The sequence below is a fragment of the Pseudomonas mendocina genome (genome assembly GCF_900636545.1).
Classification (GTDB): domain Bacteria; phylum Pseudomonadota; class Gammaproteobacteria; order Pseudomonadales; family Pseudomonadaceae; genus Aquipseudomonas; species Aquipseudomonas mendocina.
This window is the reverse complement of the sequence record NZ_LR134290.1, coordinates 2,726,890-2,751,367: the sequence shown is the minus strand read 5'-3', so window position 1 is coordinate 2,751,367 and position 24,478 is coordinate 2,726,890. Positions and strand designations below refer to the sequence as shown.

The following is a 24,478-nucleotide window of genomic DNA, read 5'->3' as shown; positions in this document are numbered from 1 at the left end:
AAAAGCACGGAGGCTAAATGAAGTCCGACTGGGATGACGCACCAGACTACCTACGCAGCAAGAAAAATGCCGGGCCATGGCGAATGGTGGCCATCCTGGGCGTGGGTTCCGCGATTACCTGGGGCGTGATCGCGTTGTTTGCCAAGCCAATCGTGATCAATGTGGATCAGCTCAAGCAGGCGATTCACGTAGACGGCAAACCCCTGTTCAGCCAGCAATCGGCGCCACAGCACTTTAGCGAGCCGGAAGAGCCTACAAGGCTGCCATCCATTCCCATCGATCCACCCGCACAGCAGGTTGCATATGAGCCGGTTAATCAGCCTCAGCCGCATGCATCGATCCAGTGGACGGATAAAGACATGGAGAGGGCGATTGCCAGTTCTAGGAATGCATTCAGCGACAAGAACTACACGCCTAAGCAGCCGGCCAGCACCTACACACCGCCCGCAACCCACCAAATAGCGCAGGCACCCCAGCAGACGCAGCAGCGCCAAACTAGGCAGGTAAACCGCGAGCACACATCCAAGTGGATCAAGAGTTGGAATGGCGGCACTAACTACCTGGCGGAATGGCTATCGGTGAACAACTACATCGACGGCACCAGCGTTTGCGCCAATCACCGGCGCGGATCAATCGACTACCGCGAATGCCGCAAGGCCGCCAAACAGCACTTCCACGAAGAGTGCAAAACCTGGCGTGCCCGCTATGACAGTGACCGCAAGACAAGCAGTGATCGCATGAAGACGCGCTATTGCTCTGCGGCGAGTAGCTTTAATCCGATGGGATAAGCGATTCTTGCACTAAAAAAAGATTGAGCTAGTCTAAAAGTCGACAAACACAAGGAAGGTGCCGCATGTCTCTGGTAATTACTCGTCGAGCTGGCGAAAAAATCTATATTTTTCTTGAGCCTAATGCTGACCTCGACTCTATTGTGAAAACACTAGTCACGACTGGTATAGAGATAAAGGTGACGTCGATGAAGCGCTCTCAGGTTAAGGTTGGTATAGAAGCGCCGCAAGGGCTTATGGTGCTTCGTGAGGAGTTGTGCGCGCTCTGAAACTGGCGTTGCATATCTTAGTTTGCGGTCTGTCGTGTGGAAATCGAGTGACGTGATAATAAATATCTTTTGAAAGATATTTTTTTATAAGTTTGGGGAGGTTTTGTGGTGGTAGGTGAGGTAGCTGCGGCGCGTACCGCATTACAGCCTGTGGGGACTGTTGTGAGTGCTCTGCTAGGGCCAAAAATTGAACGAATCAAGCAGTGGGCCATTGAAAAAGATTTGGCAAAGCACCTTGAGGAAAAAAAATTATCTGTGCTCCTAGAGAATTATTTGACAAGGATCACGGCTAAAATTTCTTTCGTTTCTACAATAGTATTTCCTCAGGAAAAGATTGAGCTTGCAGTTATTTATGAGCCAATTACTTTAAGCGAGCGCAGTGCAGAATGGGGGAGAAGCGGGGCAGGCGCTCTTGCTCAGTTAGATATAGCTGCGGATGGAGCATCTTATCTGATAGTTGACGAGGCCGGGATGGGGAAGTCAACTTACGTGAAATCCCTATGTCTTCATGTCTTGAAAGATTCTGATAGAATTCCGGTATTATATGATCTCTCTGAATATGATGGGTCGCGAAGCCTGTTTGAATGTATTGCTGATATGTTTGACGAGCTTGATTCGGTTTTTAGTCGGGAACTGCTTAAAAAGCTTATTGTTGGGGGGTATCTTTTCATTGTTCTCGATGGCTTTGATGAGGTTTCGTCAGGTGCTAGGGATAAGTTAGCTAAAGAAATAAAAGCATTAAATGAAAAGAAAAGAAAGACGCCGCTGGTTGTTACTTCGAGGCCCCGGGAATCTCTTCCCAGCATTGGTGGTGCAGTAATTTATCGTTTAAATAGGCTAAATAGAAAGCAAGTCCTTTCAATTCTTGAAAGGTATGATAAATATTCATTGAGAACCATTGGGGTTGATCTAATAAATGAAATAGATAAGGTTCCGCCCAGATTTCTTGAAACCCCGCTTTTGGTTGGGCTTTTGTACCGAACTTATGGGTTTAATGGGGCAATTGCTGATAAGATCACTATTTTTTATAGTGAGGTATTTGAGGCTCTTTTTAAAGGGCATGATCTCACGAAGGCGGGATATGTTAGGGATAAAGAGTCGCGGTTAGATATTGATGATTTTAGAAAATTACTAACTGTTTTTTCATATTATTATATCGTTAGATCCTCTGGCTCCGAAGGGACGCGCGAAGCATTGATTGAGTTAGTGAATGAAGCTAAGGCGCTGTCTGCATCGCCCGATGTTTCTTCGAAGGCGTTTATAGATGACCTGCTGTTGGCTGTGCCCTTGCTTACCACTGTTGGTAGTGGCATCAAGTTTATGCACCGAAGTTTGGCGGAATATTTTGCGGCAGAATTCATTTCCACTCGACCTCAGCTGCTTGATCGTTTGATATCTAGCAAACTGGTCGAGCAGTTCAGGGACTCTATTGAGTATATTTACGAGCTTTTCCCTCAGTTGTATCTTGAGAAAATAACGGTGCCACTAGCTCAGAAGTACTTAACTTATGTTTCATTAAGGGGGTCTGGTGATGTCTTGTGGGACAATCTTGATTTTATTTCGGAGTGGGCGATTTCGTGCTGGCCTTTAGAGGCTGTCTCGCATGTTGTAGGCGATAGACATATGGTGACGATTCCGGATAGCGTTGGTTTTACTGGGACGCATTACTCATACACCTCAATTAATGATGTTGATTATGTTGTTTGTTTGGGACAGAAAATCACGGAGGATTATTTGGCACGGAATGCATTTTCGGAGCTGGGAGCGGAGGCGCTCTCTAAGTCTCGCACAGCTGAGCGCGAAGCTGCAAAGTATCTAGCGTCTATTTTGCCACTGGGGCAGTGGCACCATCCTCAAGATGAAATTATTTCGAATTTGAAGAGTAACCCCCAAGTTGAGGGCGTTCTCAGGAGGGGGCTAATGACTACTGGAGTCATGATTTGTGAGGATAAATGTAAGGCTGCAATTGAGGCGCTTGCAAGGCTGAAGCAAGCAGAAAAAAATCTAGATAGTATTCTGGATTTTTAGGTTTCTTAGCTTTTTATAGTGTCGAAAAAGTGTCGAAATCATAGAGCCGAATAGCGACGAAACGAGCCGTCGAGGGTAGCGCAAAGCCCGTATTGAGCGGGTTTGGCATGAAATGACACGCTGTCGAAACGGGTTCGAATCTCTTCTTCACCGCCACTTTCGTAATAAACAAAGCCCCGAGAACTGAAAGGTTCTCGGGGCTTTCGTTTTCTGGCCTTTATTTCTCTCTTTTGTCCAGTCCACTGGGGTCGCGTACTGGTTAGTGCTGACTCCAATGGGGCGTCATTGGCAGTATCCATGGTCACTATCGAAACCACTGATTTCTGTCTGGCGAGGCGGCGGCCTACAGTTGATCCCAACAGAGATTGAGTTTGTTTGGAGGTCGTGATGCCCCGTATCGATGTGGTTTCCCTTGTAGGCAGCGCCATTCCAGCCGAGCTGAGGGCCGATGGTCGAATGGCCTGCTGGCTGTTGCTAGTCGATGGTCAACCCAAGGCTGGTCCGTTCGCTTCTCGTGAGGCGGCGCTGGCTTGCCAGGCTGTCTGGTTATTGAGTAGTCACCGTGATAGCGACTCACTACTGGCTTGATTGATCGCTTTACCCGCGCTTGCTCCAGCGCTCCCCTTGGCCCGCCTCTGGCGGGCTTTTTCTTGCACGCCGGTTAGAATGGCGATCATTTTCTGAAGGGGTGCAGTGTGGCCAGGTGGGACATCTTCTGCAGCGTGGTGGACAACTACGGTGATATCGGCGTGACCTGGCGACTGGCCCGACAACTTGTGGCTGAGCGGGGGCATGCGCTGTGCCTTTGGGTCGATGACCTGGGGGCATTCGTGCGCTTGTGTCCTGACGCAAATGCCAGTGTCGAAAGTCAGCTATGGTCTGGCGTCGAGGTGCGTCAGTGGTGTGAACCTTTCCCCCAGGTCGAGCCAGCCGAAGTGGTGATCGAGGCCTTTGCCTGCCAGTTGCCACCGTCTTATATAAAGGCGATGGCCGCCAGCGGCAGCCGCCGTTTGTGGCTGAACCTGGAGTATCTCAGCGCCGAGGATTGGGTCGCAGGCTGCCATGGCCTGCCATCGCCGCAGCCTGGGGGTTTGCAGAAGTTCTTCTTCTTTCCGGGGTTCGTGGAGGGTACGGGCGGTCTGCTGCGTGAGGCTGATCTACTGACGCGAAGACGTGCCTTTCAGGCTGACGTGCCGGCGCAAGAAGCCTTTTTGCTATCGCTTGGAGTGGTGCGTGAAACAGGCACGCGCCTGATTTCGTTGTTTGCCTATGAAAATGCGGGGCTGGCGGGCTGGCTCGATGTTCTGGCGGCCGATACGCAGTTGACCCAATTACTGGTGCCGCAAGGTAAGGTCATCGGCGACCTGCAAGCCTGGCTCGGTGAGGCCCTGCTGGAGCCCGGTGATCAGCGTCGCCGTGGCAACCTGCAAATTCACGTCCTGCCTTTCGTCGCGCAGGACGACTATGACTGCCTGCTGTGGTGTTGTGATCTCAATGCAGTACGCGGCGAGGACTCTTTCATTCGCGCACAATGGGCCGGGCGGCCATTGCTCTGGCATATCTATCCGCAGGAAGAGGGGGCGCACTGGAACAAGCTGGAAGCTTTTCTGGCGCTCTATGGCGATGAGTTACCAGTAGAAGCGTCGGCCGTGCATGCCGCCTTGTGGCGCGCCTGGAATGCAGGGGAGGGAATGGAGGAGGCCTGGCTTGAACTGCAAAACGCGTGGCCGGCGCTGCAGCAGCATGCCGAGCATTGGTGCGATTTACAGGCCGGCCGGCCAGACCTCGCCACAGCGCTGGAACAGTTTTACCTAAATTGGCTATGATACGCGGCCTAGATTTCTGTACCTCCCGCATATTTCGGATATCCGCATGAAAACTGCACAAGAAATGAGAGTCAACAGCGTGGCCCTGATCGATGGCCAGCCGTGGCTGATCCAGAAGGCCGAGTTCACCAAGTCCGGTCGTAACAGCGCCATCGTCAAGATGAAGCTGAAGAACCTGCTCAACGGTTCCAAGACCGAGACCGTCTACAAAGCCGACGACAAGATGGAGCCGGTGATTCTCGAGCGCAAGGAAGTGAACCTGTCCTACATCAGCGGTGAGGACTACGTGTTCATGGATCCGGAGTACAACTCCTACGAGCTGCGTGCCGAAGATCTGGAAAGCGTTCTGCCGTTCATCGAAGAAGGCATGACCGATGTCTGCGAAGCCGTGTTCTTCGAAGGCAAGGTGATCTCCGTCGACCTGCCGACCACCATCGTGCGTCAGGTTGTTTACACCGAGAACGCTGCTCGTGGTGACACTTCCGGCAAGGTGATGAAGCCTGCCAAGCTGCGCAACGGCACCGAGATCAAGGTTGCCGAGTTCGTCGACATCGACGACTGGATCGAGATCGATACCCGTGACGGTTCCTACAAGGGCCGTACCCAGGCGCCGGCCTGATTCAGGCGGTATGATGAAAAAGCCCAGTCAGGTGACTGGGCTTTTTTATGTCTCTGTTTGCTAACAAGGAGGTTTCAATGAGTACCGACAATCCTTACCAGACTCCTCAGGCCGTATTGCATGAGCGGGCAGCGAATGAGCCGGCACAGGCTTCGCGAGGTGCGCGTCTCGGTGCGGTGATCATCGACACGCTACTGATGATGTTGGTTACGATGCCCATCGCCTATTTCAAAGGTGACTTCGAGCTGATCATGCAGGGCGTCGAGCCGGGCATCTGGCAGCAGGTGCAGAGCCTGGTGATGGGCATGGCGGTGTTCGTGCTGATCAACGGGCTGTGGCTCAAACGCTTTGGACAGACCGTCGGCAAACGTATCTGCAAGGTGCGAATCGTCGACATGCAAGGCCAGGTCCCAGCACTGCCGGGCTTGCTGCTCAAGCGCTACCTGAGTGTATGGGTGGTGTCGATGATCCCGCTCGTCGGTGGTCTGCTGTGCGTCGTCAACTACCTGTTCATCTTCCGTGGCGACCGCCGTTGTCTGCATGATCACCTGGCCGGAACCCGAGTCGTACCCGCCGACTGATGGCGCTCATCCGAGGTTTGCCTGGAGCGCCTGATCCCAGGGCGGGGGGAAGCCGAAACGCTGTTGCAGGAAGCTGAGCAGCAGACGCGTTCGCGGGCTGGCTTCGCGCTCCAGACGCAGCGCGTAGATGCTCACTGGCTCTGCTGCGGGCAGCCCATCCTCACAGAACAGGGGAATCAGTTCGCCACGCTGCAGATGCTCGCTACTCATCCAGGTCGGCAGGTGGGCCACGCCAAGGCCGGCGAGGGCGCCGAATAGCAGGGTTTCGGCATTGTTGCTGGTCTGTCGCAGGCGTTTGGGCTTGCACAGCTGCAGCTTGCCGTCGACTTCGAAGCGCCAGGCGTAGGGCGGCGCAAGACTATCCCAGTCGAGACCGTCGTGTTGTTCCAGCTCCAGCGGGCTGCGCGGAATACCGCGGCGACGCAGGTAGTCCGGGCTGGCGCAGACGATGCGGATCATGGATGCCAGCGGCGTGGCGACCAATCGGCTGTCGGGCAACGGGCCGATGCGCACGACGATGTCCACTTCGCCCAGGTGTTCGCCCTGCAGGTCGATGAAGCTGTCGATCAATCGCAGTTGCACGTCCAAACCGGGATTGGCACGCAGGAAATCGGCGATCGCCGGGGCCAGATGGCGACGACCGAAGGGTGAGGGGGCGTCGATTCGGATCAGGCCTTCCGGTGCGCTGCTCAGCGACACGGCCTCGGCTCGTGCCAGGTGTAGCTCGGCGAGGATTCGTCGCGCGCGCTCGGCAAATGCCAGGCCTGCTGGGGTGACCCGCACTGCGTGTGTGGTGCGGCTGAACAGACTGCTGCCCATGGCCCGTTCCAGTGCATCGATACGCCGCGCCACCGCCGACGGCGTAAGTGGATGGCGCCTTGCAGCGGCAGAGAAGCTGCCGGTTTCTAGTACGTCGAGGAAGAGTTCCAGCTGGTCGGTCAGGGCATCGGGATTCATGGCAGACTACTTATGCGGGATTAGCAAAGCCATTGTGCGTTGCTATGCGTTTCCGCGCTAGCCGCCACTGAGTAACATGCGCCCACTGTCTGGAGGTGCCATGAATCTGTTCGACTTGTTGCTGAATCTGCTGCTGGGGCTGAGCCTGGGAACGCTGGGCGGTTTGTTCGGAATTGGTGGCGGCCTGATCGCAATCCCGGTGTTGGGCATCGTCTTCGGGCTGGATCAGCAACTGGCGCAGGGCACCGCGCTGGTCATGGTGGTGCCGAACGTAATGTTGGCGATCTGGCGCTATCACCAGAGAAATCGCATCAACCTGCGGCATGCCCTGCTACTGGGTATCACCAGTTTCTTTTGTGCCTGGCTGGCCTCGTTGTACGCCGTGGAGGTGGACTCACGCACCATGCGATGGGCCTTCGTTGGTTTCCTGCTGGCGCTGGCGGCGTACAACCTGCTGCGTATGCTGATGGCTCAGGCGCCAGCGAGCGGTGAGCTGCGTCACCACTGGGGCTGGCTTGGTGTGCTGGGCGGAGTGTCCGGTGCCATGGGCGGCCTATTTGGCGTAGGCGGCGCGGTGGTGGCGACGCCGATGCTGACCAGCGTGTTCGGCACTACTCAGGTGGTGGCGCAGGGGCTATCGCTGTCGCTGGCGCTGCCCAGCACAGGGGTGACCTTGCTGACTTATGCCGTGCACCAGCACGTCAATTGGTGGATGGGCATCCCGTTGGCCGTCGGTGGCCTGCTCAGTATCAGCTGGGGCGTGCGTTTGGCGCACTCGCTGCCTGAGCGCCTGCTGCGCAGCCTGTTCTGCGGCTTCCTGCTGCTTTGTGCGTTGATGCTCGCGCTGGAGTCAGGCGGCAGCCTATAGGCGAAAACCTTCGACGATGTGATCGGCCAGGCATTCGGTGACGGGAGACCGGCTGCTCTCGTTACGCAGCAGCACGATGCTGGTCAGCGGCAGCAGCGGTAGGCCTTCGGCTTCGCCGAGGATGCGCAGATCGGGGGTGATCAGGCTTTGCAGTTGTGCGGTGACGGCCAGGCCGGCACGCACCACGGCGAAGATCGCCGACAGGCTCGGGCTGGTGTAGGCGATACGGTAGGGGCGATGCATGGCATCCAGCGCGTTGCAGGCCCATTCACGGCAGAAACAATCGGCATTGAACATGGCCAGTGGCATGGGGCTCTGTTCGTGCGGCGCAAAGCCTTGCGCAACGGCCCAGGCGAAGCGCTCCTGGCGCAGCAGTTGGCCGATCTCCTTGCCGGGCTGGCGAGTGACGATGGTCAGGTCCAGATCCTGGCGCAGGAGTAACTGACCGGAGGGTTCGCAATGGACCTCGACCTGAACCAGCGGATAGGCCTGGGCGAAGCGCGAGAGAATCTCCGGTAGGAAGCGCATCACGTAGTCGTCGGGTGTACCGATGCGCACGGCGCCGACCATATGTGGCTCGCGCAGGGTGTTGAGCACCTCGCCGTGCAGCTTGAGGATGCGCCGCGCATAGCCCAGCAGTACTTGACCCTCGGGCGTCAGTCGCACCTGGCGGCCGTCGCGCTCGAACAGTGGGCGCTGTACAACGTCCTCCTCCAGTCGCTTCATCTGCATGCTCACGGCCGATTGGGTGCGATTGACTGTTTCCGCTGCGCGGGTGAAGCCGCCGGTGTCGGCGATGGCAACGAAGCTGCGCAGCAATTCGGTATCGATACTGGGGTGATAAGCCATTCATCAATCCTCGAGATGGATTGCATAAGAAACATTCGTTTGATTGATCATAAGCGCGGGCTGACACTGACGCCAACCCCACAGGAGGGCGGAAAGATGAAAGGTCAAAAAGGTTACGCGCTGGCGCAGGCCATCCACTTTGAACGGTTGCCGTCATTGACCAATGTTTGGCGTATGCTGCGGCGCTGGCGCCAACTGGCTCGTGAGCGGCAGCAACTGGCACGACTGGGTGATATGGCGCTGAAGGATCTGGGGTTGTCCCGGGCCGATGCGTTGCAAGAGGCGGAACGGCCCTTTTGGGATGATCCATTGAAAAAATGAGTGGTAATGACTGGAGTGGTTGAATGACCGCGGTACGCAAGGGCGCCGACTTTTTCCTGTTCCAACTGATGCTGTTGCTGTGCGCCATCTGGGGCAGTCAGCAAGTAGCGATCAAGCTGGCTGCCGACGACATCGCGCCAATGATGCAGGTGGCACTGCGCTCTGGTATCGCGGTTGGCGCGAATGGCTGAGTTCTACCTGGCTGGCCGGTGTGCTGGCGGGCGTGCTGTTCGCGCTGGAGTTTTTCTTCATTGCGCTGGGTTTGCGCCATACCACTGCGTCGCATATGGCGGTGTTTCTATATACCGCGCCGATCTTCTCGGCGCTGGGGCTGCACCTGCTGCTGCCCAGCGAGCGCCTGCGGCGCCTGCAATGGCTGGGTATCGCGCTGTGCTTCGGCGGTGTGGTAATGGCTTTCGGTGTCGGTGGCAGTTGGGCGCAGATCGATGCCGGCATCCTGCTCGGTGATGCGCTGGGGCTGTGCGCAGGTATGGCCTGGGGCGCTACCACCGTGGTGGTAAGGGGTTCTCGCCTGTCCGAGGCGCCGGCCGGGCTGACGCTGTTCTATCAACTGGCAGTGGCTTTCGTGCTGCTGCTCGGCTACGCGCTGGCGGTCGTTGACCTCGACCAATTGCGCTGGACGCCGATCGCCATCGCCAGCATTGTGCTGCAGGGCGTGGTGGTGTCGTTCTTCACCTACCTGGCGTGGTTCTGGCTGCTGCGTCGCTATCTGGCCTCGAACATGGCGGTGTTTTCCTTCATGACGCCGCTGTTCGGTGTGACCTTCGGTGTGCTGGTGTTGGACGAACCACTTACCTTGAACTTCGTCATCGGCGCGGTATTGGTACTGTCGGGTATCACCCTGGTCAGCAGCGAAGCCTGGCTGCGCCGTCGCCTGGCCGACTGGCGTAGCGTGCCGCAGCAACCCTGATCATTCATGCGCAAGGAGGCTTAAGTGCCCGCTTATCACCTGGCCCAACTGAACATCGCCTTGATGACGGCGCCGCTTGAGTCGCCACAGATGGCCGACTTCGTTGCCAGCCTCGAGCGCATCAACGCCCTGGCCGAAGCCTCGCAGGGCTACGTCTGGCGTTTGCAGGACGAAGCGGGCGACGCCACGGCGATCCGCCCCTTTGGCGACGATGTTTTGGTCAATATGTCGGTCTGGCAGGACGTGCAGTCGCTCAGCGACTACGTCTACAAATCCGCGCACACCGAGATGCTCAAGCGCCGCCGCGAATGGTTCGAGCGCGTCGAGCAGGCGCATCAGGTGCTGTGGTGGGTGCCGGCTGGGCATCGACCGAGCGTGGTCGAGGCCGCCGAGCGCCTGGCGCATCTTCGCGAGCATGGCGCTACGGAACAGGCATTTATCTTTCGCCATGCGTTCGCGGCGCCGGCCTGATAGGCTGAATCGCCATGACAGACTCTCTTTCCCTGGCCGAAGCACGGCGCCTGGCCCTGGCTGCCCAGGGTTTTGGCCGTACGCCACGCGGCGTCATCGCCCACAAGCACTTGCAGGCGCAGATCGAGCGCCTTGGCGTGCTGCAGATCGATTCGGTCAACGCCCTGGTGCGATCGCACTACCTGCCGGCGTTTTCCCGCCTTGGTCATTACCAGGCTGAGCATCTCGATGAGCTGGCCTGGGGGCACGCACGGGGCAGACGACTGTTCGAGTACTGGGGGCACGAGGCCTCGTTGTTGCCGCTGGAGCTTTATCCGCTGCTGCGTTGGCGTATGCGCAGGGCTGCCGATGGTCAGGGCATCTACCCGGGCCTGGCACGCTTCGGCGTGGAGCGGCGCGACGTGATCGAGTCCGTGTTGCAGGCCGTGCGTGAGCGCGGCGCGTTAGGTGCCGGTAGCCTCAGCAGCCGCACCGAGAAGGCCGGCCCCTGGTGGGACTGGAGCGCTGAAAAGACGGCGCTGGAATGGCTGTTCGCTGCGGGTCTGGTCACTGTGGCTGGGCGCCGCGGCTTCGAAAGGCTGTACGACCTGTCGGAGCGGATCATTCCTGCGGATGTGCTGAATCACCCGTATCTCGATGAAGACGAGGCGCAACGGCGCCTGTTGCTGCGCTCGGCCGACGCTCTGGGCGTGGCGACCGAGAAGGACCTGCGCGACTACTACCGGCTCGATGCCAGCGACAGCAAACGTCGTATCGCCGAACTGGTGGAGGCGGGCGAGCTACGAGCGGTCGCTGTACAAGGTTGGCGGCAGCCTGCCTATTGCCGGGGCGAGCCGCGCATTCCGCGGCGTGTGCGCCATAACGCCTTGCTATCGCCCTTCGATTCACTGATCTGGGAGCGAGAGCGCACCGAGCGCCTTTTCGGCTTCCGCTACCGTCTGGAAATCTACACCCCGCAGGCCAAGCGTGTGTATGGCTACTACGTGCTGCCGTTTCTGCATCACGAACGCCTGGTGGCGCGGGTAGATCTGCGTAGCGAGCGCGCGGCTGCGCGACTGGCCGTGCATGCTGTGCATGTGGAAGAGTCGGTATTGAGCGAGGAAGCGCGCCTGGCGCTGGGGGACTCTCTGCATGCGCTGGCGCACTGGTTGGGCCTGCAGGAGGTGTGGCTGGCGCCGAGCGTCAATCTGCGTGGACTAATGGGCTAGCCGCCGTTCTCCAGCAGAAACTTCAACTCATCGAGACGCTGGATGTTCAGCTCCATCGGGCAGGTGTAGTACATCGGTGAGCCGATGTGCTTGCCCTGCAGGTCGCATTGGCCATTGCGGTAGATCAGCCAGGCCTTCTGCGCCGCTTGCAGTTGCTCGGCATCTTCCGGTGTACTTTCCTGCAGTTTCAGGAACAACTGCTGGTAGATGCGGTTCATCTCCTTCTTTGCCGTTTCCGATACCCCCTCGGCGCAACCCGCGACACTGGCGTTGTTGATCATCCCGCTGGCGTCCAGGCAGTCCTGGTACCGCTGGTCGTAGTCGGCCAGGGCGCTGAACGGCAGGATCAGCAAAAGCGGTATCAGGTATTTATGCAGGGCTGGCATGGCAGTTTTCCAATGAAACAGGGGCCGCTGAGCAGCCCCTGAGCGTCGTGCTTACTTGGCTGCCAGGCGGGTACGCATATTGTTGGCGCGGTCGCTTGAGCCCGGGTGCGAGGAGAACATGCTGCTTTCGCCGCCGCCCAGCTTGGCCAGTTTCTCGAACGCGGTAACTAGGCCTTCACGCGGGATGTTGCGTTGGGTCAGCAGGTCGAAGGAGAAGTTGTCGGCCGCATTTTCCTGGCTCTGCGAGAACTGCGCGTTGATCAATTGTTCGCCCAGGGCGCCAAGTTGCGAGGCGGACAGTGCTGCGACGGAGGCATTGCCCGAAGCAGCTGCAGCATTGCGCGCGGCAGTGGTGGCGTAAGCGGTCTGCATGGCCTTCTTGCTGTGACCGAGGGCGACGTGGCCGATTTCGTGGCCGAGTACGCCTTCCACTTCGTTGTCGGTCATCAGGTCCATCAGGCCGCTGTAGACACGCACGCAACCGTTGGCCATGGCCCAGGCATTGACTTCGTCGGCCTGGTAAACCTTATAGGTGATCGGCGTGCCGTTGATCTGGTGGCCGAGGTTATTGGCGATCTTGTCCAGGCGCTTGGTGTACGGGCTGTTCGGGCCGGCGATGTTGGCTTCGGCGTCCATCTCGGCGCAGGCCTGATCGGACATGCTGCGCACTTCGGCGTCGCTGAGGGTTACCGCCTGCACGGCCATCAGGCCGGATTGCAGCATGGCGTCGGGCGACATGTTCTGGCAGCCGGTCAGCAGAGCGGCGCTGGAGAGGGCGAAAGCGGAGAGTGTGGTGCGCAGTTGCATGGATCATCGTCCTTGTTGGTCGTGTTGGCCGCGAGTCCTTTCCGGCTGGGTAGCATCTCGGCACCTGAACGGCGCTCGCGTTGGGGGGCATTATGCCGGATACCGCACAAAAGAAGTGCGAGCCGGTTCGCGCCCTGGCAGCAGCCAGGGCGCAACGGGTCAGCGGCGTACCTGCTTAAGCGTTTCGGCAATCATGAAGGCCAGCTCCAGCGACTGATCTGCATTCATACGCGGGTCGCAGTGGGTGTGGTAGCGGTCGGACAGGCCGTCTTCGGTGATCGGGCGCGAACCGCCGATGCACTCGGTGACGTTCTGTCCGGTCATCTCGATATGGATGCCGCCGGCATAGGTCCCCTCGGCCTGGTGCACGGCGAAGAACTGCCGGACTTCGCTGAGAATCTGCGCGAAGTCGCGGGTCTTGTAGCCGCTGCTGGCCTTGATGGTGTTGCCGTGCATGGGGTCGGAGCTCCACAGTACCTGGCGACCCTCTTGCTTGACCTTGCGCAGTAGGCGCGGGAAGTGCTCTTCGACCTTGTCGGCGCCCATGCGCACGATCAGGTTGAGGCGGCCCGGATCGTTGTCCGGGTTGAGCGTGTCGATCAGGCGGATCAGCTCGTCCGGGTCCATGCTCGGGCCGACCTTGACGCCGATGGGGTTCTCGATACCGCGCATGAACTCGACGTGCGCGCCGTCCAGCTGACGGGTGCGATCGCCGATCCACAGCATGTGCGCGGAGCAGTCGTACCAGCGGCCGGTGAGGCTGTCACGACGGACGAAGGCCTCTTCGTAGTTGAGCAGCAGCGCTTCGTGCGCGGTGAAGAAGCTGACTTCGCGTAGCTGTGGCGCGCTGTCCATGCCGACCGCGCGCATGAAAGCGAGGGTTTCGTCGATGCGATTGGCGAGCTGGTGGTACTTCTCGGCCAGCGCCGAGTTGGCGATGAAGTCGAGATTCCACTGGTGAACCTGGTGCACGTCGGCGAAACCGCCTTGGGCGAACGCGCGCAGCAGGTTGAGGCTGGCGGTGGCCTGGTGATAGGCCTGCAGCAGACGCTCTGGATCTGGTACGCGGCTGGCGGCGTCAAAGCCGATGCCGTTGACGATATCGCCCCGGTAGGCGGGCAGCGTGATGCCATCGATGGTTTCGCTGCCGGATGAGCGCGGCTTGGCGAACTGGCCAGCCATGCGCCCGACTTTCACCACCGGGCAACCGGCGGCGAAGGTCATGACGATGGCCATCTGTAGCAGCACCTTGAAGGTGTCACGAATCTTCGCGGCGGAAAACTCGGCGAAGCTCTCCGCGCAGTCGCCGCCTTGCAGCAGGAAGGCGCGGCCCTCGGTGACTTCGGCAAACTGGCGGCGCAGCTCGCGTGCCTCGCCGGCGAACACCAGCGGCGGGTAGCCGGCCAGGGTCTGTTCGACACGGGCAACGTGAGTGGCATCAGGGTATTCAGGCTGCTGCTGGATGGGCTTGGCCCTCCAGCTATCGGGACTCCAGGCGTGCGACATGCTGCGTCTCTAGCGATTGATCAGGCGGAGGCGCATGTTAACCGATAAGCCTGGTGGCGTGACGGCAGGGAATCGCCTGCGAAGCGGATGTCGGCGATGGTCGTGCAGCGCCTCATGCCAGCCGCCAGGGTGCCAGCAACAGCAGCCCCGTAAGCAGTAGCAGCAGATGAATGGCGATGCGAAAGTGACGCTCGTCGAAGCGACGATGCAAGCGCTCGCCGAGCCAGACGCCAAGGAGCAATAGCGGGGCGTAGCTCAGCACCTGAGGCAGCGCTGGCAGCAGACGGCCGTCAAGCGCAAAGGCGAGGGTGAGCAGGCTGTTGAGGGTGAACCAGACGCTGATCAGGGTGGCGCGCAGTCGCGCCTTGTCCAACGGCGTGCCGGCCAGGCCATAGACCAGCAGCGGACCACCGGAGGCGAACAGGCCGTGGCTGAGGCCGGCGCCCAGCATGATGGCCCGGGTCAACCAGGCGGGGCGTCGTACCGGCGAACTGGCTTGGCTCAGGCGCCATAGTTCGCGGCCGGCGAACCAGGTGATCAACAGGCCGAAGCCGATTTGCAGTGCCTGCGTGTCCAGATAAGGCAACAGCGCGTAGCCCAGCAGTGTACCGACGAGCATGCCTGGCAACAGCGTACCGAGCAGCAAGGGCAGATCGATCTGCCGCCAGTGGCGCCGAACCAGGTAGCCGGTCATGCATATGTTCAGCGGCACCAGGATGGGCAGCAACTGGTCGATGGGCAGGAGCAGGGCTCCGAGCGACAGGGCAATGACCACGCTGCCGAAGCCGGTGATGGCTTCCAGGGTGTAGGCCAGCAGGATGAAAACGCCCAGAGCAAAGGAAATCAGAGCGCTCACTTCAGGTCTCCGGCGAAGCGCTCGCACATCTTGCGGTGATACAGCCTCGGTGTGAGGCGCCATAGCAGACTTGCCAGCCAACTGCCGTGATCAGGGAACAGGCGTTCGTGGCGCTGCTCGACGGCCTCGAGAATCTGCTTGGCCATCCAGTCGGCGCCGCGAATCCTGCCGATGGTCGAGCGGGCATGGCCGGCGGGCTGGCCATCACCACCCAGGGCGTTACGGTCGATGGGGGTGTTCAGAAAGCTTGGGTAGACCATCAGCAGAGCGATGCCGTCTTCGGTGATTTCTGCACGCAGCACTTCGAAGGCCTGGCCAAGCGCAGCCTTTGCTGCGCAGTAGCCGGCACGGCCAAGTACAGGCATCCAGCCGGCCATGGAGCCGATAGCGACCACCTGGCCGCGGCTTTCACGCAGCAGCGGCAGGGCGATCAACGTCAGTTCCAGCGGTGCGTGATAGTCCACCGCCATGACCTTGCGAAATACCGCTGGATCGGTGCGCAGCGTGGGTGAACGGTGGGTGATGCCGGCGTTGTTGATCAGCACGTCCAACCGGCCGAAGCGCTGTCTGCAGCCGTTGATCAGGCGTGCATGCAGCTCGGGATCGGTGATGTCTCCGGCCAGGCCCAGTACTCGCTCCGTGCCGAGCTCCGCGATTCGTGCTGTGAGCCCTTTGGCGTCGATATCGGTGAGCAGCAGGGCATCGCCCCGTGCGTGGCAGGCGCGCGCCAGTTGCCAGCCCAAGCCACTGGCAGCGCCGCTGATCAGGACGACGCGTGTCATCGTTCAGCACTACTGGTCAGGGGAGTCAGCAGCGTCTTTTCTTCGGGCGGCCGTCGCGACCAGAGCCAGGCCAGGCTGAGGCCGGACACCAGATGCCAGCAACCCCAAAAAGCGGCAATCAACAGCATGCCGCTGGCCTGTGGGAAGAAGGTGAAAATGATCACCAGGCCCAGCGCGGAGTTCTGGATCCCCACTTCAAGGGTCAGGGCGCGCCGGTCGGCCGAGGGCAGCCCGCTCAGGCGCGCACACAGGTAACCAATACTCAGCGCCAGGGCGTTGTGCGCCACCACCAGCCAGAAGAACAGGTGAAAGTGGCGAGTGAACTGTTCCAGGTTGCGACTGAAGGCCAGGGCCACGAAACCCAGCATCACCAACAGGGCGAACAGGCGCAGGGGCTTTTCCACTTTCAGCGTCAGTTGTGGGAAACGCCGCCCCACCCACATACCGGCAAGCAGCGGTAGGCCCAGTACCAGCAGCACGAGCAGCAGCAAGTTCAGCGGGGCGAGTTCGATCTGCGTCAGCAAAGGGCGCGTGTGAGGATTGAGCCAGGCATAGAGTGCGAAGTTGAGCGGTGTCAGCAGGCTGGCGGCGATGCTGGAAACCGCGGTCATGCTCACGGACAGTGCAACGTTGCCGCGCGCCATCCAGGTCATGATGTTGGAAAAACTGCCGCCGGGGCAGGCAGCGATCAAGGTCATGCCCAGAGCCAGCTCCGGCTGGATGGCTAGCGCCCAGCAAGCCAGGCAGGTCAGCGCTGGTAGTGCCAGGAACTGTGCCAGCATGCCGATCACCGGCGCTTTGGGGGCGCGGGCGACACGACGGAAGTCATCGGCGCGCAGGTCCAGGGAAACGCCAAACATCATCAGGGCGACGATCAGGTTGATCAGTACCAGGCTGCTGGGATCGAAGGCGATATCGACCTGTTCCACGTTCATGCCCTCTGCATCGCGGGTGCGGCTTGTTCGACAAGTTCGCGGCGCAATGCTGCGCTGTGTTCGGCTATGCGTTGACGATAGCTGTCCTTGTGCACGTAATAGGCCATGCGCTCCAGTTGCAGGTAACGGTAGCCCCCGTCCAGGCGTTGCCCGGCCTGCTCGCGGATGGTCTGGCGCAGCGCCTGTGCGGCCGGGCTGCCGGCTTGGCGCTGGCGGATGTACAGGGCCACCAGTTCGGCTTGCTCGTCGCGTCCTTGCCAGCCCAGGCCGGAGGCCTCGACCATGCCCAGCATGAACAGGTCGTCGTGCTCGGGATGAAAGACATTCAGGTACAACTGCGGCGCGCCGGCATCTGGCGGCCAGTTCAACTCGCTGCGGGCGATGAAGGGGTAATCGAGTGCGTAGCCGGTTGCCGTCAGAATCAGGTCGTAGTCGGCCCGGTCGCCATTGGCGAAGGTCACGCTGCGGCCATCCACCGCTGCGATATCGCCACGTGTGCGGATGTCGCCATGGCCGATGTGGTGCAGTACCAGTGAGTTCATCACCGGATGCGACTCGTACAGGCGATAGTCCGGATCGGGCAGGCCATATTGCGAGGGCTTACCGACCAGGGCGCGCACCAGCAGGCCATCGAGGAGTTGCTTGAGGCGACGCGGCAGCCTGATCGCACCGCCAAAGGTGTCGGTGGGCTTGCCGAGGATGAATTTGGGCAGGAAGTAATAGCCGCGGCGCACCGACAGATCGACCGAGGCTGCGCGGTGCACGGCGTCGACTGCGATATCGCAGGCCGAGTTACCGCAGCCGACCACCAAGACGCGCTTGCCGGCGAAGATGTCGGCGCTCTTGTAGGCGCTCGAGTGCAGCAGCTCGCCGCTGAAGTCGCCGGGCAGGCGTGGCAGGTTGGGCGTGTGCAGGGTGCCGTTGGCGATCAGTACACCGTCGAAATGCCATTCGCGCTGCTCGCCGTTGCGCTCGCTGATCAGCTTCCAGCCGCCTTGCTGGCGCTGCACCTGAATCACGCGGGTGTCGAACTGGTAGTGATCGTAGAGCTGAAACTGCCTGGCGTAGTCGTGAAAATACTGGCGCATTTCGCTGTGATGCGGGTAGGGCGCCACGTCGGCGCGCATGGGGAATTCACGGAACTCGGTGGTCCCCTTGGAGGAAATCAGGTGTGCCGAGTGGTACATGGTGCTGTGCGGATTGTCGATGTCCCACAAGCCGCCGACGTCGCTGTGCAGCTCGAAGCCGACGAAATCGATGCCGTGTTTCTTCAATTGCCTGGCCGTGCACAGGCCCATTGGGCCGGCACCTATGATGGCGTACATGGCGAACCTCGTTATTGTTATGGGTTGCAGCGCAAGATTGCTTGGTGTCACGTCGACGTAGCTGAATTATCGCGTGACCCGGCACGTCCGCTTCAATGACAATCGGCGCCTTAAGCGCGCCACTAGTGGTGCGGGATGTCACTGTGGGAGAGGTATCGATGCCAGGGTTGCCGCCAGACGACGAGTTGCAGGACGAGGTCCTGCTGGCCGAGGTGCGCGATGCCTTCGGGGTGATTCGCGTGGTGCAGATCGGTGCCTACCGCTTCCTCGAGTTCGGTGATGCCATCGAGCAGAGCTGCGTGTTCCAGGGCGATCCCAGCTGGCTTGAATACGACTACACCCGTGCCATGCTGCTGGGCGCGCTGTGCCATGATGCGCCGGAGACCGCGCTGTTCCTTGGTCTGGGCGCCGGTAACCTGACCCAGGCCTGCTTGAAATTCCTGCCGCTGGAGGATGTGGAGGCCATCGAGCTACGACCGGACGTGCCGCGCTTGGCCATGGAGTTTCTCGGGCTCGACGACGATCCACGCCTGACCATTCGCATCGGCGATGCTACCGAGCTGCTCGACAGCGCAGAAACCGCCGACCTGATCTTCCTCGATCTGTACACCGACCAGGGGCCGGGTGTCGGGCACCTGGCCTGGCGCTTTTTGGACCGTTGTCGCGAAAAGCTCAATCCGGGCGGTTGGCTGATCATCAACCAGTGGGCTGGCAATGACGGCAAGCCACTCGGCGCGGCGTTGTTGCGCGGACTCTATCACCGGCATTACTGGGAGTGCCCGGTGAAGGAGGGCAATGTAGTGCTGTTGATTCCGGCTGACCTCGAGCAGCGCCTTAACATGGGGCGTTTGCAGATGCGTGCGGGTGAACTGGCGCCGCGTCTGGGGTACTCCCTGCAACCGTTGATCGGGGCACTGCGTCCGGCCACCTGAGGCGTCATGGCCTGAAAACCAGGAAGAAACGGCCCGGGAGCTTCTACAGGGGGCGACGCAGGGAGGCGCGAAACATAAAAAACAGCACCCTGGTCAGGAATTTCCGGTATGATGCGCGCCGGCCAATTCACTGGCCACGTTCAGGTAGTGCAACTCGCCCGGGAAATTAACTTCCGGCAGCCAGTCCCCAGCGGACTATCCTTGACGATTCACTTTCATCACGTTTTCGCAAATCCCCGCCGACCAGGCTGCCAGGGTGACCCACAAGGTCTTACACGGCATGCGCAGCTTTGGAACATGGGTCTTTGCGGATGCACTTGAGGCAGACCCATGACCCAGGAAATCGGCGGCTTCGCCGCGCTCGGACTTCACCCCAATATTCTCGCCGCTCTGACCGCCGTCGGTTACGAAGAACCGTCCCCGATCCAGTCGCAGGCCATTCCGGTGATCCTTGCCGGCCACGACATGATCGGCCAGGCGCAGACCGGTACCGGCAAGACCGCAGCTTTCGCGCTGCCGCTGCTGAGCAAGATCGACCCGGCCAAGCGCGAGCCGCAGGTGCTGATCCTCGCTCCGACCCGCGAGCTGGCCCTGCAGGTGGCCACCGCCTTCGAAACCTACTCCAAGCAGATGCCGGGCGTTAACGTCGTCGCGGTCTATGGTGGCGCGCCGATGGGCCCGCAGCTCAAGGCCATCCGTCAGGGCGCGCAGATCATCGTCGCGACCCCGGGCCGTCTGGTCGACCACCTGCGTCGCGACGAGAAGGTGCTGTCCACCATCCAGCACCTGGTGCTCGACGAAGCTGACGAGATGCTCAAACTGGGCTTCATGGACGATCTGGAGATCATCTTCGAAGCCATGCCGGAAAGCCGCCAGAGCGTGCTGTTCTCCGCCACGCTGCCGCATTCGATCCGCGCCATCGCCGAGAAGCACCTGCGCGAGCCGCAGCACATCAAGATCGCGGCCAAGACCCAGACCGTCTCGCGCATCGAGCAGGCGCATCTGATGATTCACGCTGACCAGAAGACCAACGCCGTGTTGCGTCTGCTGGAAGTCGAGGATTTCGACGCTCTGATCGCCTTCGTGCGCACCAAGCAGGCCACTCTGGATCTGGCCTCCGCGCTGGAAGCCAAAGGCTTCAAGGCCGCTGCGCTGAACGGCGACATCGCCCAGAACCAGCGCGAGCGCGTTATCGAGTCGCTCAAGGACGGTCGCCTGGACATCGTCGTCGCTACCGACGTGGCTGCTCGGGGTATCGACGTGCCGCGCATCACCCACGTGTTCAACGTCGACATGCCGTACGACCCTGAGTCCTACGTGCACCGTATCGGCCGTACCGGCCGCGCCGGTCGCGATGGCCGTGCGCTGCTGCTGGTAACCCCGCGCGAGCGCCGCATGCTGCAGGTGATCGAACGTGTCACCGGGCAGAAGGTCGGTGAGGTCAAGCTGCCGAACGCCCAGCAGGTGCTCGATGCCCGCATCAAGAAGCTGACCAGCAGCCTGGCGCCGCTGGTGGCTGATGCCGAAGCCAGTCATGGCGATCTGCTCGACCGACTGACCGCCGACATCGGTTGCAGCCCGCGCGCCCTGGCCGCCGCACTGCTGAAGAAGGCCACCAACGGCCAGGCACTGGATCTGGCCAGCGTCGAGCGCGAGCAGCCGTTGGTGCCGGGTGTGGGTGGTGCGCCGCGTGAGCGTCGCGAGCGTGATGGTGATCGTGGCGGTGAGCGCGGTGAATACCGCGAGCGTCGTGCGCCAATGCCGCTGGCCGAAGGTCGTGTGCGCTGCCGTACCGCGCTGGGCACTCGCGACGGCATCGCCGCGAAGAACCTGTTGGGCGCTATCCTCAACGAGGGCGGCCTGGCGCGTGAAGCCATCGGTCGCATTCAGATCCGTGAGACCTTCAGCCTGGTCGAGCTGCCGGAAGACGGCCTGGATCGTCTGCTCGGCAAGCTGAAAGACACCCGTGTGGCCGGCAAGGCGCTGAAACTGCGTCGCTACCGCGAGGATTGATCAGGCAGGCTCGATGCCTTGCCACAGGATCAAAAAACGCCGCGCCCTAACAGGGCGCGGCGTTTTTGTTTCTGCACCGCGCTGTCAGCCAGTCTCGAGATTGGCCTTGGGCGCCAGGCGGTCGAACACCTCCGGCGTCAGCGCCGCTTCCCCTGCTTCGTCGAGCACTTCACGCGGGTGCTCGCTGCCGGGAATGCTGCTGTCGAGCATGCTCAGCAATTGTGCGCCGCGCGCGGTGAGGATGAAATTCTCGCCGTTACCGCCTTCTTCCTCCGGGCGCGGCTCGATAAAGCCGTTGTGTAGCAGGCGGGCCTCGTAGCGCGCGGCCTCGGCGCGCAGGTGGTCGAGATCGTCCACGGGTTCGCCGGCATGCTCATGCTCTTCGGCCAGGTCCTCGGCGTAGCGACGCGGGGCGAAGGGTTTGCCAGCGGAGTTCTGCGCCTCGTGCAGCAGGCGTTCGATCAGGTCCCAGTCATGTTTCATGGCGGTACTCCCTAAGCGATGGGCTTATAAAGTCCGACTTCACTGACGCGGCACGGTTCGACCCAATTGCCTGAGCGGTCCGTGCAAAGCAAAACGCCCCGAACCAGTCGGGGCGTTTCAGGTGTTCCTGCCTGCTGCGATCAGGCGCGGCGGCGGAACAGCGGTTGTGGCTGGTCGGCCGACGCCTGGTAGACCTCGCTGTAGTCCTCGAAGGCCTTCAGCGCATCGTACGGGTCCTTGTCGGCGCGTACGGCGAAGGCGTCGAAGCCGACGCGGCGCAGGGCGAACAACTGGTCACGCAGGACGTCGCCGATAGCACGGACTTCGCCTTTGTAGCCGTAGCGGGTACGCAGCAGGTAGGCAGTGGAGGAATGGCGGCCGTCGGTGAAGGCCGGGAACTCCAGGGCGATGACCTGGAAATGCGCCAGGTCATCGGCGATTTCCTCGATTTCGTCGCCGGCTTCCAGCCACACGCCGAGGCCGCCGTCGCGGGCCTTGAGGGCATGAGCATGCTCGCGCCACAGGGCCAGCGGGACGATGATGTCATCGCAGTTGGGAATGACGTCCAGGGTCACGTCCTTGGCTAGCAGGTGCCAGGTTTCGTCGACCACCTGACCGTTCTTAATGATTCGCTGCATAGACGCGCTCCTTGAACGGGTCGATACCGATGCGGCGATAGGTATCGAGGAAGCTTTCTTCTTCGGTGCGTTGTTCGACGTAGACGTTGATGATCTTGTCGATCACGTCCGGCATGTCGTCCTGAGCGAAGGACGGGCCGAGAATCTGCGCCAGGCTGGCTTCGCGACCGGCGCTGCCGCCCAGCGAGACCTGATAGAACTCCTGGCCTTTCTTGTCGACGCCAAGGATGCCGATATGGCCGACGTGATGGTGACCGCAGGCGTTCATGCAGCCGGAAATGTTCAGGTCGATGTCGCCGATGTCGAACAGGTAGTCGAGATCGTCGAAACGACGCTGGATGGCTTCGGCCACCGGAATCGACTTGGCATTGGCCAGCGAGCAGAAATCACCGCCCGGGCAGCAGATGATGTCGGTCAGCAGGCCCACGTTCGGCGTGGCGAAGCCCTGCTCACGCAGCTCGCCCCACAGGGTAAGCAACTGACGTTGCTCGACGTCGGCGAGGATGATGTTCTGGTTGTGACTGTTGCGCACTTCACCGAAGGAATAGCGGTCGGCCAGGTCGGCGATGGCATCGAGTTGCTTGTCGGTGACGTCGCCCGGCGCCACGCCGGTGGGCTTGAGCGACAGGGTCACGGCGACATAGCCAGGCTTCTTGTGGGCGAAGGTGTTGCGCTGACGCCAGCGGGCGAAGCCCGGGTGCTCGGCGTCCTGCTGGGCGAGCAGGGCGTCTTCGTCCTGCAGGGCCAGGTAGGCCGGGTCGACGAAATGGGTGGCGACGCGGGCGACTTCGGCCTCGGTCAGGGTGGTTGGGCCATCCTTGAGGTGCGCCCACTCGGCGTTGACGCGCTCGGCGAATACCTCGGGGGTCAGCGCCTTGACCAGAATCTTGATGCGCGCCTTGTACTTGTTGTCACGACGGCCATAGCGGTTGTACACACGCAGGATGGCGTCGAGATAACTGATCAGGTGCTGCCAGGGCAGGAATTCGTTGATGAAGCTGCCGACGATCGGCGTACGGCCCAGGCCACCGCCGACGGAGACGCGGAAGCCCAGCTCGCCGGCCTCGTTCTTCACCGCTTCCAGGCCGATGTCATGCACCTCGATGGCGGCGCGGTCGCTCACGGCGCCGTTGACGGCGATCTTGAACTTGCGCGGCAGGTGGCTGAACTCGGGGTGGAAGGTCGACCACTGACGGATGATTTCGCACCAGGGGCGCGGATCGACGATCTCGTCCTTGGCCACACCGGCGAACTGGTCGGTAGTGGTGTTGCGGATGCAGTTGCCGCTGGTCTGGATGGCATGCATCTGCACGGTGGCCAGCTCGGCGAGAATCTCCGGCACGTCTTCCAGCTCCGGCCAGTTGTACTGGACGTTCTGGCGGGTGCTGATATGGGCGTAGCCCTTGTCGTAGTCGCGGGCAATGCGTGCGAGCACGCGGACCTGAGCGGACGACAGCAGGCCGTAGGGCACGGCGACGCGCAGCATGGGCGCGTAACGCTGGATATACAGACCGTTCTGCAGGCGCAGCGGACGGAATTCCTCGCCGCTCAGCTCTCCGGCGAGATAGCGGCGGGTTTGATCGCGGAACTGCTTGACGCGATCCTCGACGATCTTTTGATCGTACTGGTCATATACGTACATGAAGGGTCCTGTTTTCAGGCTACTTACTGCCAATCAGCGCGCACGGCCGCGCACTCCCCGAGGAGCCGGGGCACGATACCAGCTCAGGTTTATGCGTAAAAGTGATGTTTGAATATATAAACCTAGCTTTAAGGAATAAGACTGTCCCAAAGCATAACCATATGGTTTGAGCGAAGGCCGAGGCTGGTCTTAAATGCAGTGTGCGTTACCCACAATCACAAGAAGAGGGGGAGCCATGAGCGAACACACCGATATGGACAATTCCGACAGCGTCATCGACGCCTGGGCGATCTTCTGCCTGATCCTGATTGCAGTGGGCACGGCGGTTTTCTGGGTCAGCGGGCAGTGAGCGCAAGGGCCGGCGCGCATTAGCGGTCGGCCTTTTCCCGTTTGCACCCTATACTGCGCCCCGTCAACCGGGGAGGGGCGTCGTGATCAGGTGGGTGTTGGGCGTCGG

25 protein-coding genes and 1 pseudogene are annotated in these 24,478 nt (G+C 60.6%); 14 read left to right on the top strand and 12 right to left on the bottom strand.

All coding sequences use genetic code 11. From position 1 onward, the window contains the following. Positions 1-17: 17 nt before the first annotated feature. The 7 genes from EL191_RS12690 to EL191_RS12660 all read left to right on the top strand — a co-directional run bounded on the left by EL191_RS12690 (position 18) and on the right by EL191_RS12660 (position 6,111). Positions 18-788 carry a hypothetical protein gene (locus EL191_RS12690; protein ID WP_041979025.1) on the top strand — a complete coding sequence of 257 codons (771 nt, stop codon included), beginning with the start codon at positions 18-20 and terminating at the stop codon, positions 786-788. Positions 789-853: 65 nt separating this feature from the next. Then, positions 854-1,057 carry a carbon storage regulator gene (locus EL191_RS12685; protein WP_041979027.1) on the top strand — a complete coding sequence of 68 codons (204 nt, stop codon included), beginning with the start codon at positions 854-856 and terminating at the stop codon, positions 1,055-1,057. Positions 1,058-1,165: 108 nt separating this feature from the next. Next, positions 1,166-3,085 carry an NACHT domain-containing protein gene (locus EL191_RS12680; RefSeq protein WP_126403481.1) on the top strand — a complete coding sequence of 640 codons (1,920 nt, stop codon included), beginning with the start codon at positions 1,166-1,168 and terminating at the stop codon, positions 3,083-3,085. Positions 3,086-3,472: 387 nt separating this feature from the next. Then, positions 3,473-3,673, top strand: a complete 201-nt coding sequence (locus EL191_RS12675; RefSeq protein WP_080764276.1) for a hypothetical protein — start codon at positions 3,473-3,475, stop codon at positions 3,671-3,673. 107 nt (positions 3,674-3,780) lie between these two features. Then, positions 3,781-4,911 (top strand): elongation factor P maturation arginine rhamnosyltransferase EarP, encoded by a 1,131-nt coding sequence (gene earP, locus EL191_RS12670; RefSeq protein WP_041979031.1) that lies wholly within the window; start codon positions 3,781-3,783, stop codon positions 4,909-4,911. 46 nt (positions 4,912-4,957) lie between these two features. After that, a complete protein-coding gene (efp, locus tag EL191_RS12665) occupies positions 4,958-5,530 on the top strand; it encodes an elongation factor P (RefSeq protein WP_003240094.1) in 573 nt (190 codons plus the stop codon). Positions 5,531-5,607: 77 nt separating this feature from the next. Beyond that, a complete protein-coding gene (locus tag EL191_RS12660) occupies positions 5,608-6,111 on the top strand; it encodes an RDD family protein (protein WP_041979034.1) in 504 nt (167 codons plus the stop codon). A 6-nt stretch (positions 6,112-6,117) separates the two neighbouring features. Here EL191_RS12660 and EL191_RS12655 read toward each other — a convergent pair whose 3' ends face one another. Then, complete coding sequence (locus EL191_RS12655; protein ID WP_041979036.1) at positions 6,118-7,068, bottom strand: LysR family transcriptional regulator; 951 nt, start codon at positions 7,066-7,068, stop codon at positions 6,118-6,120. A 100-nt stretch (positions 7,069-7,168) separates the two neighbouring features. Between EL191_RS12655 and EL191_RS12650 the strand changes: the two genes are divergently transcribed. Next, entirely contained in the window at positions 7,169-7,936 is a 768-nt protein-coding gene (locus tag EL191_RS12650) for a sulfite exporter TauE/SafE family protein (RefSeq protein WP_041979039.1), read from the top strand. Here the strand turns inward: EL191_RS12650 and EL191_RS12645 are convergent. Then, a complete protein-coding gene (locus EL191_RS12645; protein ID WP_041979042.1) occupies positions 7,931-8,785 on the bottom strand; it encodes a LysR family transcriptional regulator in 855 nt (284 codons plus the stop codon). The genes EL191_RS12650 and EL191_RS12645 overlap by 6 nt on opposite strands. A gap of 96 nt (positions 8,786-8,881) precedes the next feature. Here EL191_RS12645 and EL191_RS12640 point away from each other — a divergent pair, with 96 nt between their 5' ends. The 4 genes and pseudogenes from EL191_RS12640 (at position 8,882) to EL191_RS12625 (ending at position 11,716) form a co-directional block, all read left to right on the top strand. Continuing rightward, the gene (locus EL191_RS12640; RefSeq protein ID WP_013715695.1) at positions 8,882-9,106 is read left to right on the top strand and encodes a DUF1127 domain-containing protein; all 225 of its coding nucleotides are present in this window, start codon (positions 8,882-8,884) and stop codon (positions 9,104-9,106) included. 23 nt (positions 9,107-9,129) lie between these two features. Beyond that, positions 9,130-10,037, top strand: a pseudogene (locus EL191_RS12635) (DMT family transporter). 24 nt (positions 10,038-10,061) lie between these two features. Beyond that, on the top strand, positions 10,062-10,508 hold the full coding sequence (locus EL191_RS12630; protein WP_041979044.1) for a DUF3291 domain-containing protein: 447 nt from the start codon (positions 10,062-10,064) through the stop codon (positions 10,506-10,508). 14 nt (positions 10,509-10,522) lie between these two features. Beyond that, the gene (locus EL191_RS12625; protein ID WP_041979046.1) at positions 10,523-11,716 is read left to right on the top strand and encodes a winged helix-turn-helix domain-containing protein; all 1,194 of its coding nucleotides are present in this window, start codon (positions 10,523-10,525) and stop codon (positions 11,714-11,716) included. Here the strand turns inward: EL191_RS12625 and EL191_RS12620 are convergent. From EL191_RS12620 to EL191_RS12590, 7 genes are all read right to left on the bottom strand, one after another. Then, positions 11,713-12,102 (bottom strand): lysozyme inhibitor LprI family protein, encoded by a 390-nt coding sequence (locus EL191_RS12620; protein ID WP_041979048.1) that lies wholly within the window; start codon positions 12,100-12,102, stop codon positions 11,713-11,715. The genes EL191_RS12625 and EL191_RS12620 overlap by 4 nt on opposite strands. A gap of 51 nt (positions 12,103-12,153) precedes the next feature. Next, the gene (loiP, locus tag EL191_RS12615) at positions 12,154-12,909 is read right to left on the bottom strand and encodes a metalloprotease LoiP (RefSeq protein ID WP_017360983.1); all 756 of its coding nucleotides are present in this window, start codon (positions 12,907-12,909) and stop codon (positions 12,154-12,156) included. A 159-nt stretch (positions 12,910-13,068) separates the two neighbouring features. After that, entirely contained in the window at positions 13,069-14,415 is a 1,347-nt protein-coding gene (locus tag EL191_RS12610; protein ID WP_041979052.1) for a class II 3-deoxy-7-phosphoheptulonate synthase, read from the bottom strand. A gap of 112 nt (positions 14,416-14,527) precedes the next feature. Continuing rightward, a complete protein-coding gene (locus EL191_RS12605; protein WP_013715688.1) occupies positions 14,528-15,271 on the bottom strand; it encodes a sulfite exporter TauE/SafE family protein in 744 nt (247 codons plus the stop codon). Beyond that, complete coding sequence (locus tag EL191_RS12600) at positions 15,268-16,053, bottom strand: SDR family NAD(P)-dependent oxidoreductase (protein WP_041979055.1); 786 nt, start codon at positions 16,051-16,053, stop codon at positions 15,268-15,270. Before EL191_RS12600 ends, EL191_RS12605 begins: the two co-directional genes overlap by 4 nt. Further along, a complete protein-coding gene (locus EL191_RS12595; protein WP_041979057.1) occupies positions 16,050-16,988 on the bottom strand; it encodes a bile acid:sodium symporter family protein in 939 nt (312 codons plus the stop codon). Before EL191_RS12595 ends, EL191_RS12600 begins: the two co-directional genes overlap by 4 nt. Further along, positions 16,985-18,313, bottom strand: coding sequence for a flavin-containing monooxygenase (locus tag EL191_RS12590; protein ID WP_041979060.1), 1,329 nt, complete (start codon positions 18,311-18,313; stop codon positions 16,985-16,987). The genes EL191_RS12595 and EL191_RS12590 overlap by 4 nt, the downstream gene beginning before the upstream one ends. A gap of 158 nt (positions 18,314-18,471) precedes the next feature. Here EL191_RS12590 and EL191_RS12585 point away from each other — a divergent pair, with 158 nt between their 5' ends. After that, positions 18,472-19,245: a spermidine synthase gene (locus EL191_RS12585; RefSeq protein ID WP_041979063.1), complete on the top strand. Its 774-nt coding sequence runs from the start codon at positions 18,472-18,474 to the stop codon at positions 19,243-19,245. Positions 19,246-19,575: 330 nt separating this feature from the next. Further along, positions 19,576-21,258: a DEAD/DEAH box helicase gene (locus EL191_RS12580; protein ID WP_013715683.1), complete on the top strand. Its 1,683-nt coding sequence runs from the start codon at positions 19,576-19,578 to the stop codon at positions 21,256-21,258. 84 nt (positions 21,259-21,342) lie between these two features. Here the strand turns inward: EL191_RS12580 and EL191_RS12575 are convergent, their stop codons facing one another. From EL191_RS12575 to EL191_RS12565, 3 genes are all read right to left on the bottom strand, one after another. Beyond that, positions 21,343-21,741, bottom strand: coding sequence for a hypothetical protein (locus EL191_RS12575; protein WP_013715682.1), 399 nt, complete (start codon positions 21,739-21,741; stop codon positions 21,343-21,345). A 140-nt stretch (positions 21,742-21,881) separates the two neighbouring features. Beyond that, complete coding sequence (locus tag EL191_RS12570) at positions 21,882-22,379, bottom strand: DUF934 domain-containing protein (RefSeq protein ID WP_013715681.1); 498 nt, start codon at positions 22,377-22,379, stop codon at positions 21,882-21,884. Next, positions 22,363-24,021, bottom strand: a complete 1,659-nt coding sequence (locus tag EL191_RS12565) for a nitrite/sulfite reductase (protein ID WP_041979066.1) — start codon at positions 24,019-24,021, stop codon at positions 22,363-22,365. The genes EL191_RS12570 and EL191_RS12565 overlap by 17 nt, the downstream gene beginning before the upstream one ends. Positions 24,022-24,478: the final 457 nt, after the last annotated feature.

Bases quoted from the DNA above. Each gene is read 5' to 3' on its own strand.
- EL191_RS12690 (WP_041979025.1), top strand. From the start codon at position 18: ATGAAGTCCGACTGGGATGACGCACCAGACTACCTACGCAGCAAGAAA.
- EL191_RS12685 (WP_041979027.1), top strand. From the start codon at position 854: ATGTCTCTGGTAATTACTCGTCGAGCTGGCGAAAAAATCTATATTTTT.
- EL191_RS12675 (WP_080764276.1), top strand. From the start codon at position 3,473: ATGCCCCGTATCGATGTGGTTTCCCTTGTAGGCAGCGCCATTCCAGCC.
- efp (WP_003240094.1), top strand. From the start codon at position 4,958: ATGAAAACTGCACAAGAAATGAGAGTCAACAGCGTGGCCCTGATCGAT.
- EL191_RS12660 (WP_041979034.1), top strand. From the start codon at position 5,608: ATGAGTACCGACAATCCTTACCAGACTCCTCAGGCCGTATTGCATGAG.
- EL191_RS12655 (WP_041979036.1), bottom strand. From the start codon at position 7,068: ATGAATCCCGATGCCCTGACCGACCAGCTGGAACTCTTCCTCGACGTA.
- EL191_RS12650 (WP_041979039.1), top strand. From the start codon at position 7,169: ATGAATCTGTTCGACTTGTTGCTGAATCTGCTGCTGGGGCTGAGCCTG.
- EL191_RS12645 (WP_041979042.1), bottom strand. From the start codon at position 8,785: ATGGCTTATCACCCCAGTATCGATACCGAATTGCTGCGCAGCTTCGTT.
- EL191_RS12640 (WP_013715695.1), top strand. From the start codon at position 8,882: ATGAAAGGTCAAAAAGGTTACGCGCTGGCGCAGGCCATCCACTTTGAA.
- EL191_RS12625 (WP_041979046.1), top strand. From the start codon at position 10,523: ATGACAGACTCTCTTTCCCTGGCCGAAGCACGGCGCCTGGCCCTGGCT.
- EL191_RS12620 (WP_041979048.1), bottom strand. From the start codon at position 12,102: ATGCCAGCCCTGCATAAATACCTGATACCGCTTTTGCTGATCCTGCCG.
- loiP (WP_017360983.1), bottom strand. From the start codon at position 12,909: ATGCAACTGCGCACCACACTCTCCGCTTTCGCCCTCTCCAGCGCCGCT.
- EL191_RS12610 (WP_041979052.1), bottom strand. From the start codon at position 14,415: ATGTCGCACGCCTGGAGTCCCGATAGCTGGAGGGCCAAGCCCATCCAG.
- EL191_RS12600 (WP_041979055.1), bottom strand. From the start codon at position 16,053: ATGACACGCGTCGTCCTGATCAGCGGCGCTGCCAGTGGCTTGGGCTGG.
- EL191_RS12595 (WP_041979057.1), bottom strand. From the start codon at position 16,988: ATGAACGTGGAACAGGTCGATATCGCCTTCGATCCCAGCAGCCTGGTA.
- EL191_RS12590 (WP_041979060.1), bottom strand. From the start codon at position 18,313: ATGTACGCCATCATAGGTGCCGGCCCAATGGGCCTGTGCACGGCCAGG.
- EL191_RS12585 (WP_041979063.1), top strand. From the start codon at position 18,472: ATGCCAGGGTTGCCGCCAGACGACGAGTTGCAGGACGAGGTCCTGCTG.
- EL191_RS12580 (WP_013715683.1), top strand. From the start codon at position 19,576: ATGACCCAGGAAATCGGCGGCTTCGCCGCGCTCGGACTTCACCCCAAT.
- EL191_RS12575 (WP_013715682.1), bottom strand. From the start codon at position 21,741: ATGAAACATGACTGGGACCTGATCGAACGCCTGCTGCACGAGGCGCAG.
- EL191_RS12570 (WP_013715681.1), bottom strand. From the start codon at position 22,379: ATGCAGCGAATCATTAAGAACGGTCAGGTGGTCGACGAAACCTGGCAC.
- EL191_RS12565 (WP_041979066.1), bottom strand. From the start codon at position 24,021: ATGTACGTATATGACCAGTACGATCAAAAGATCGTCGAGGATCGCGTC.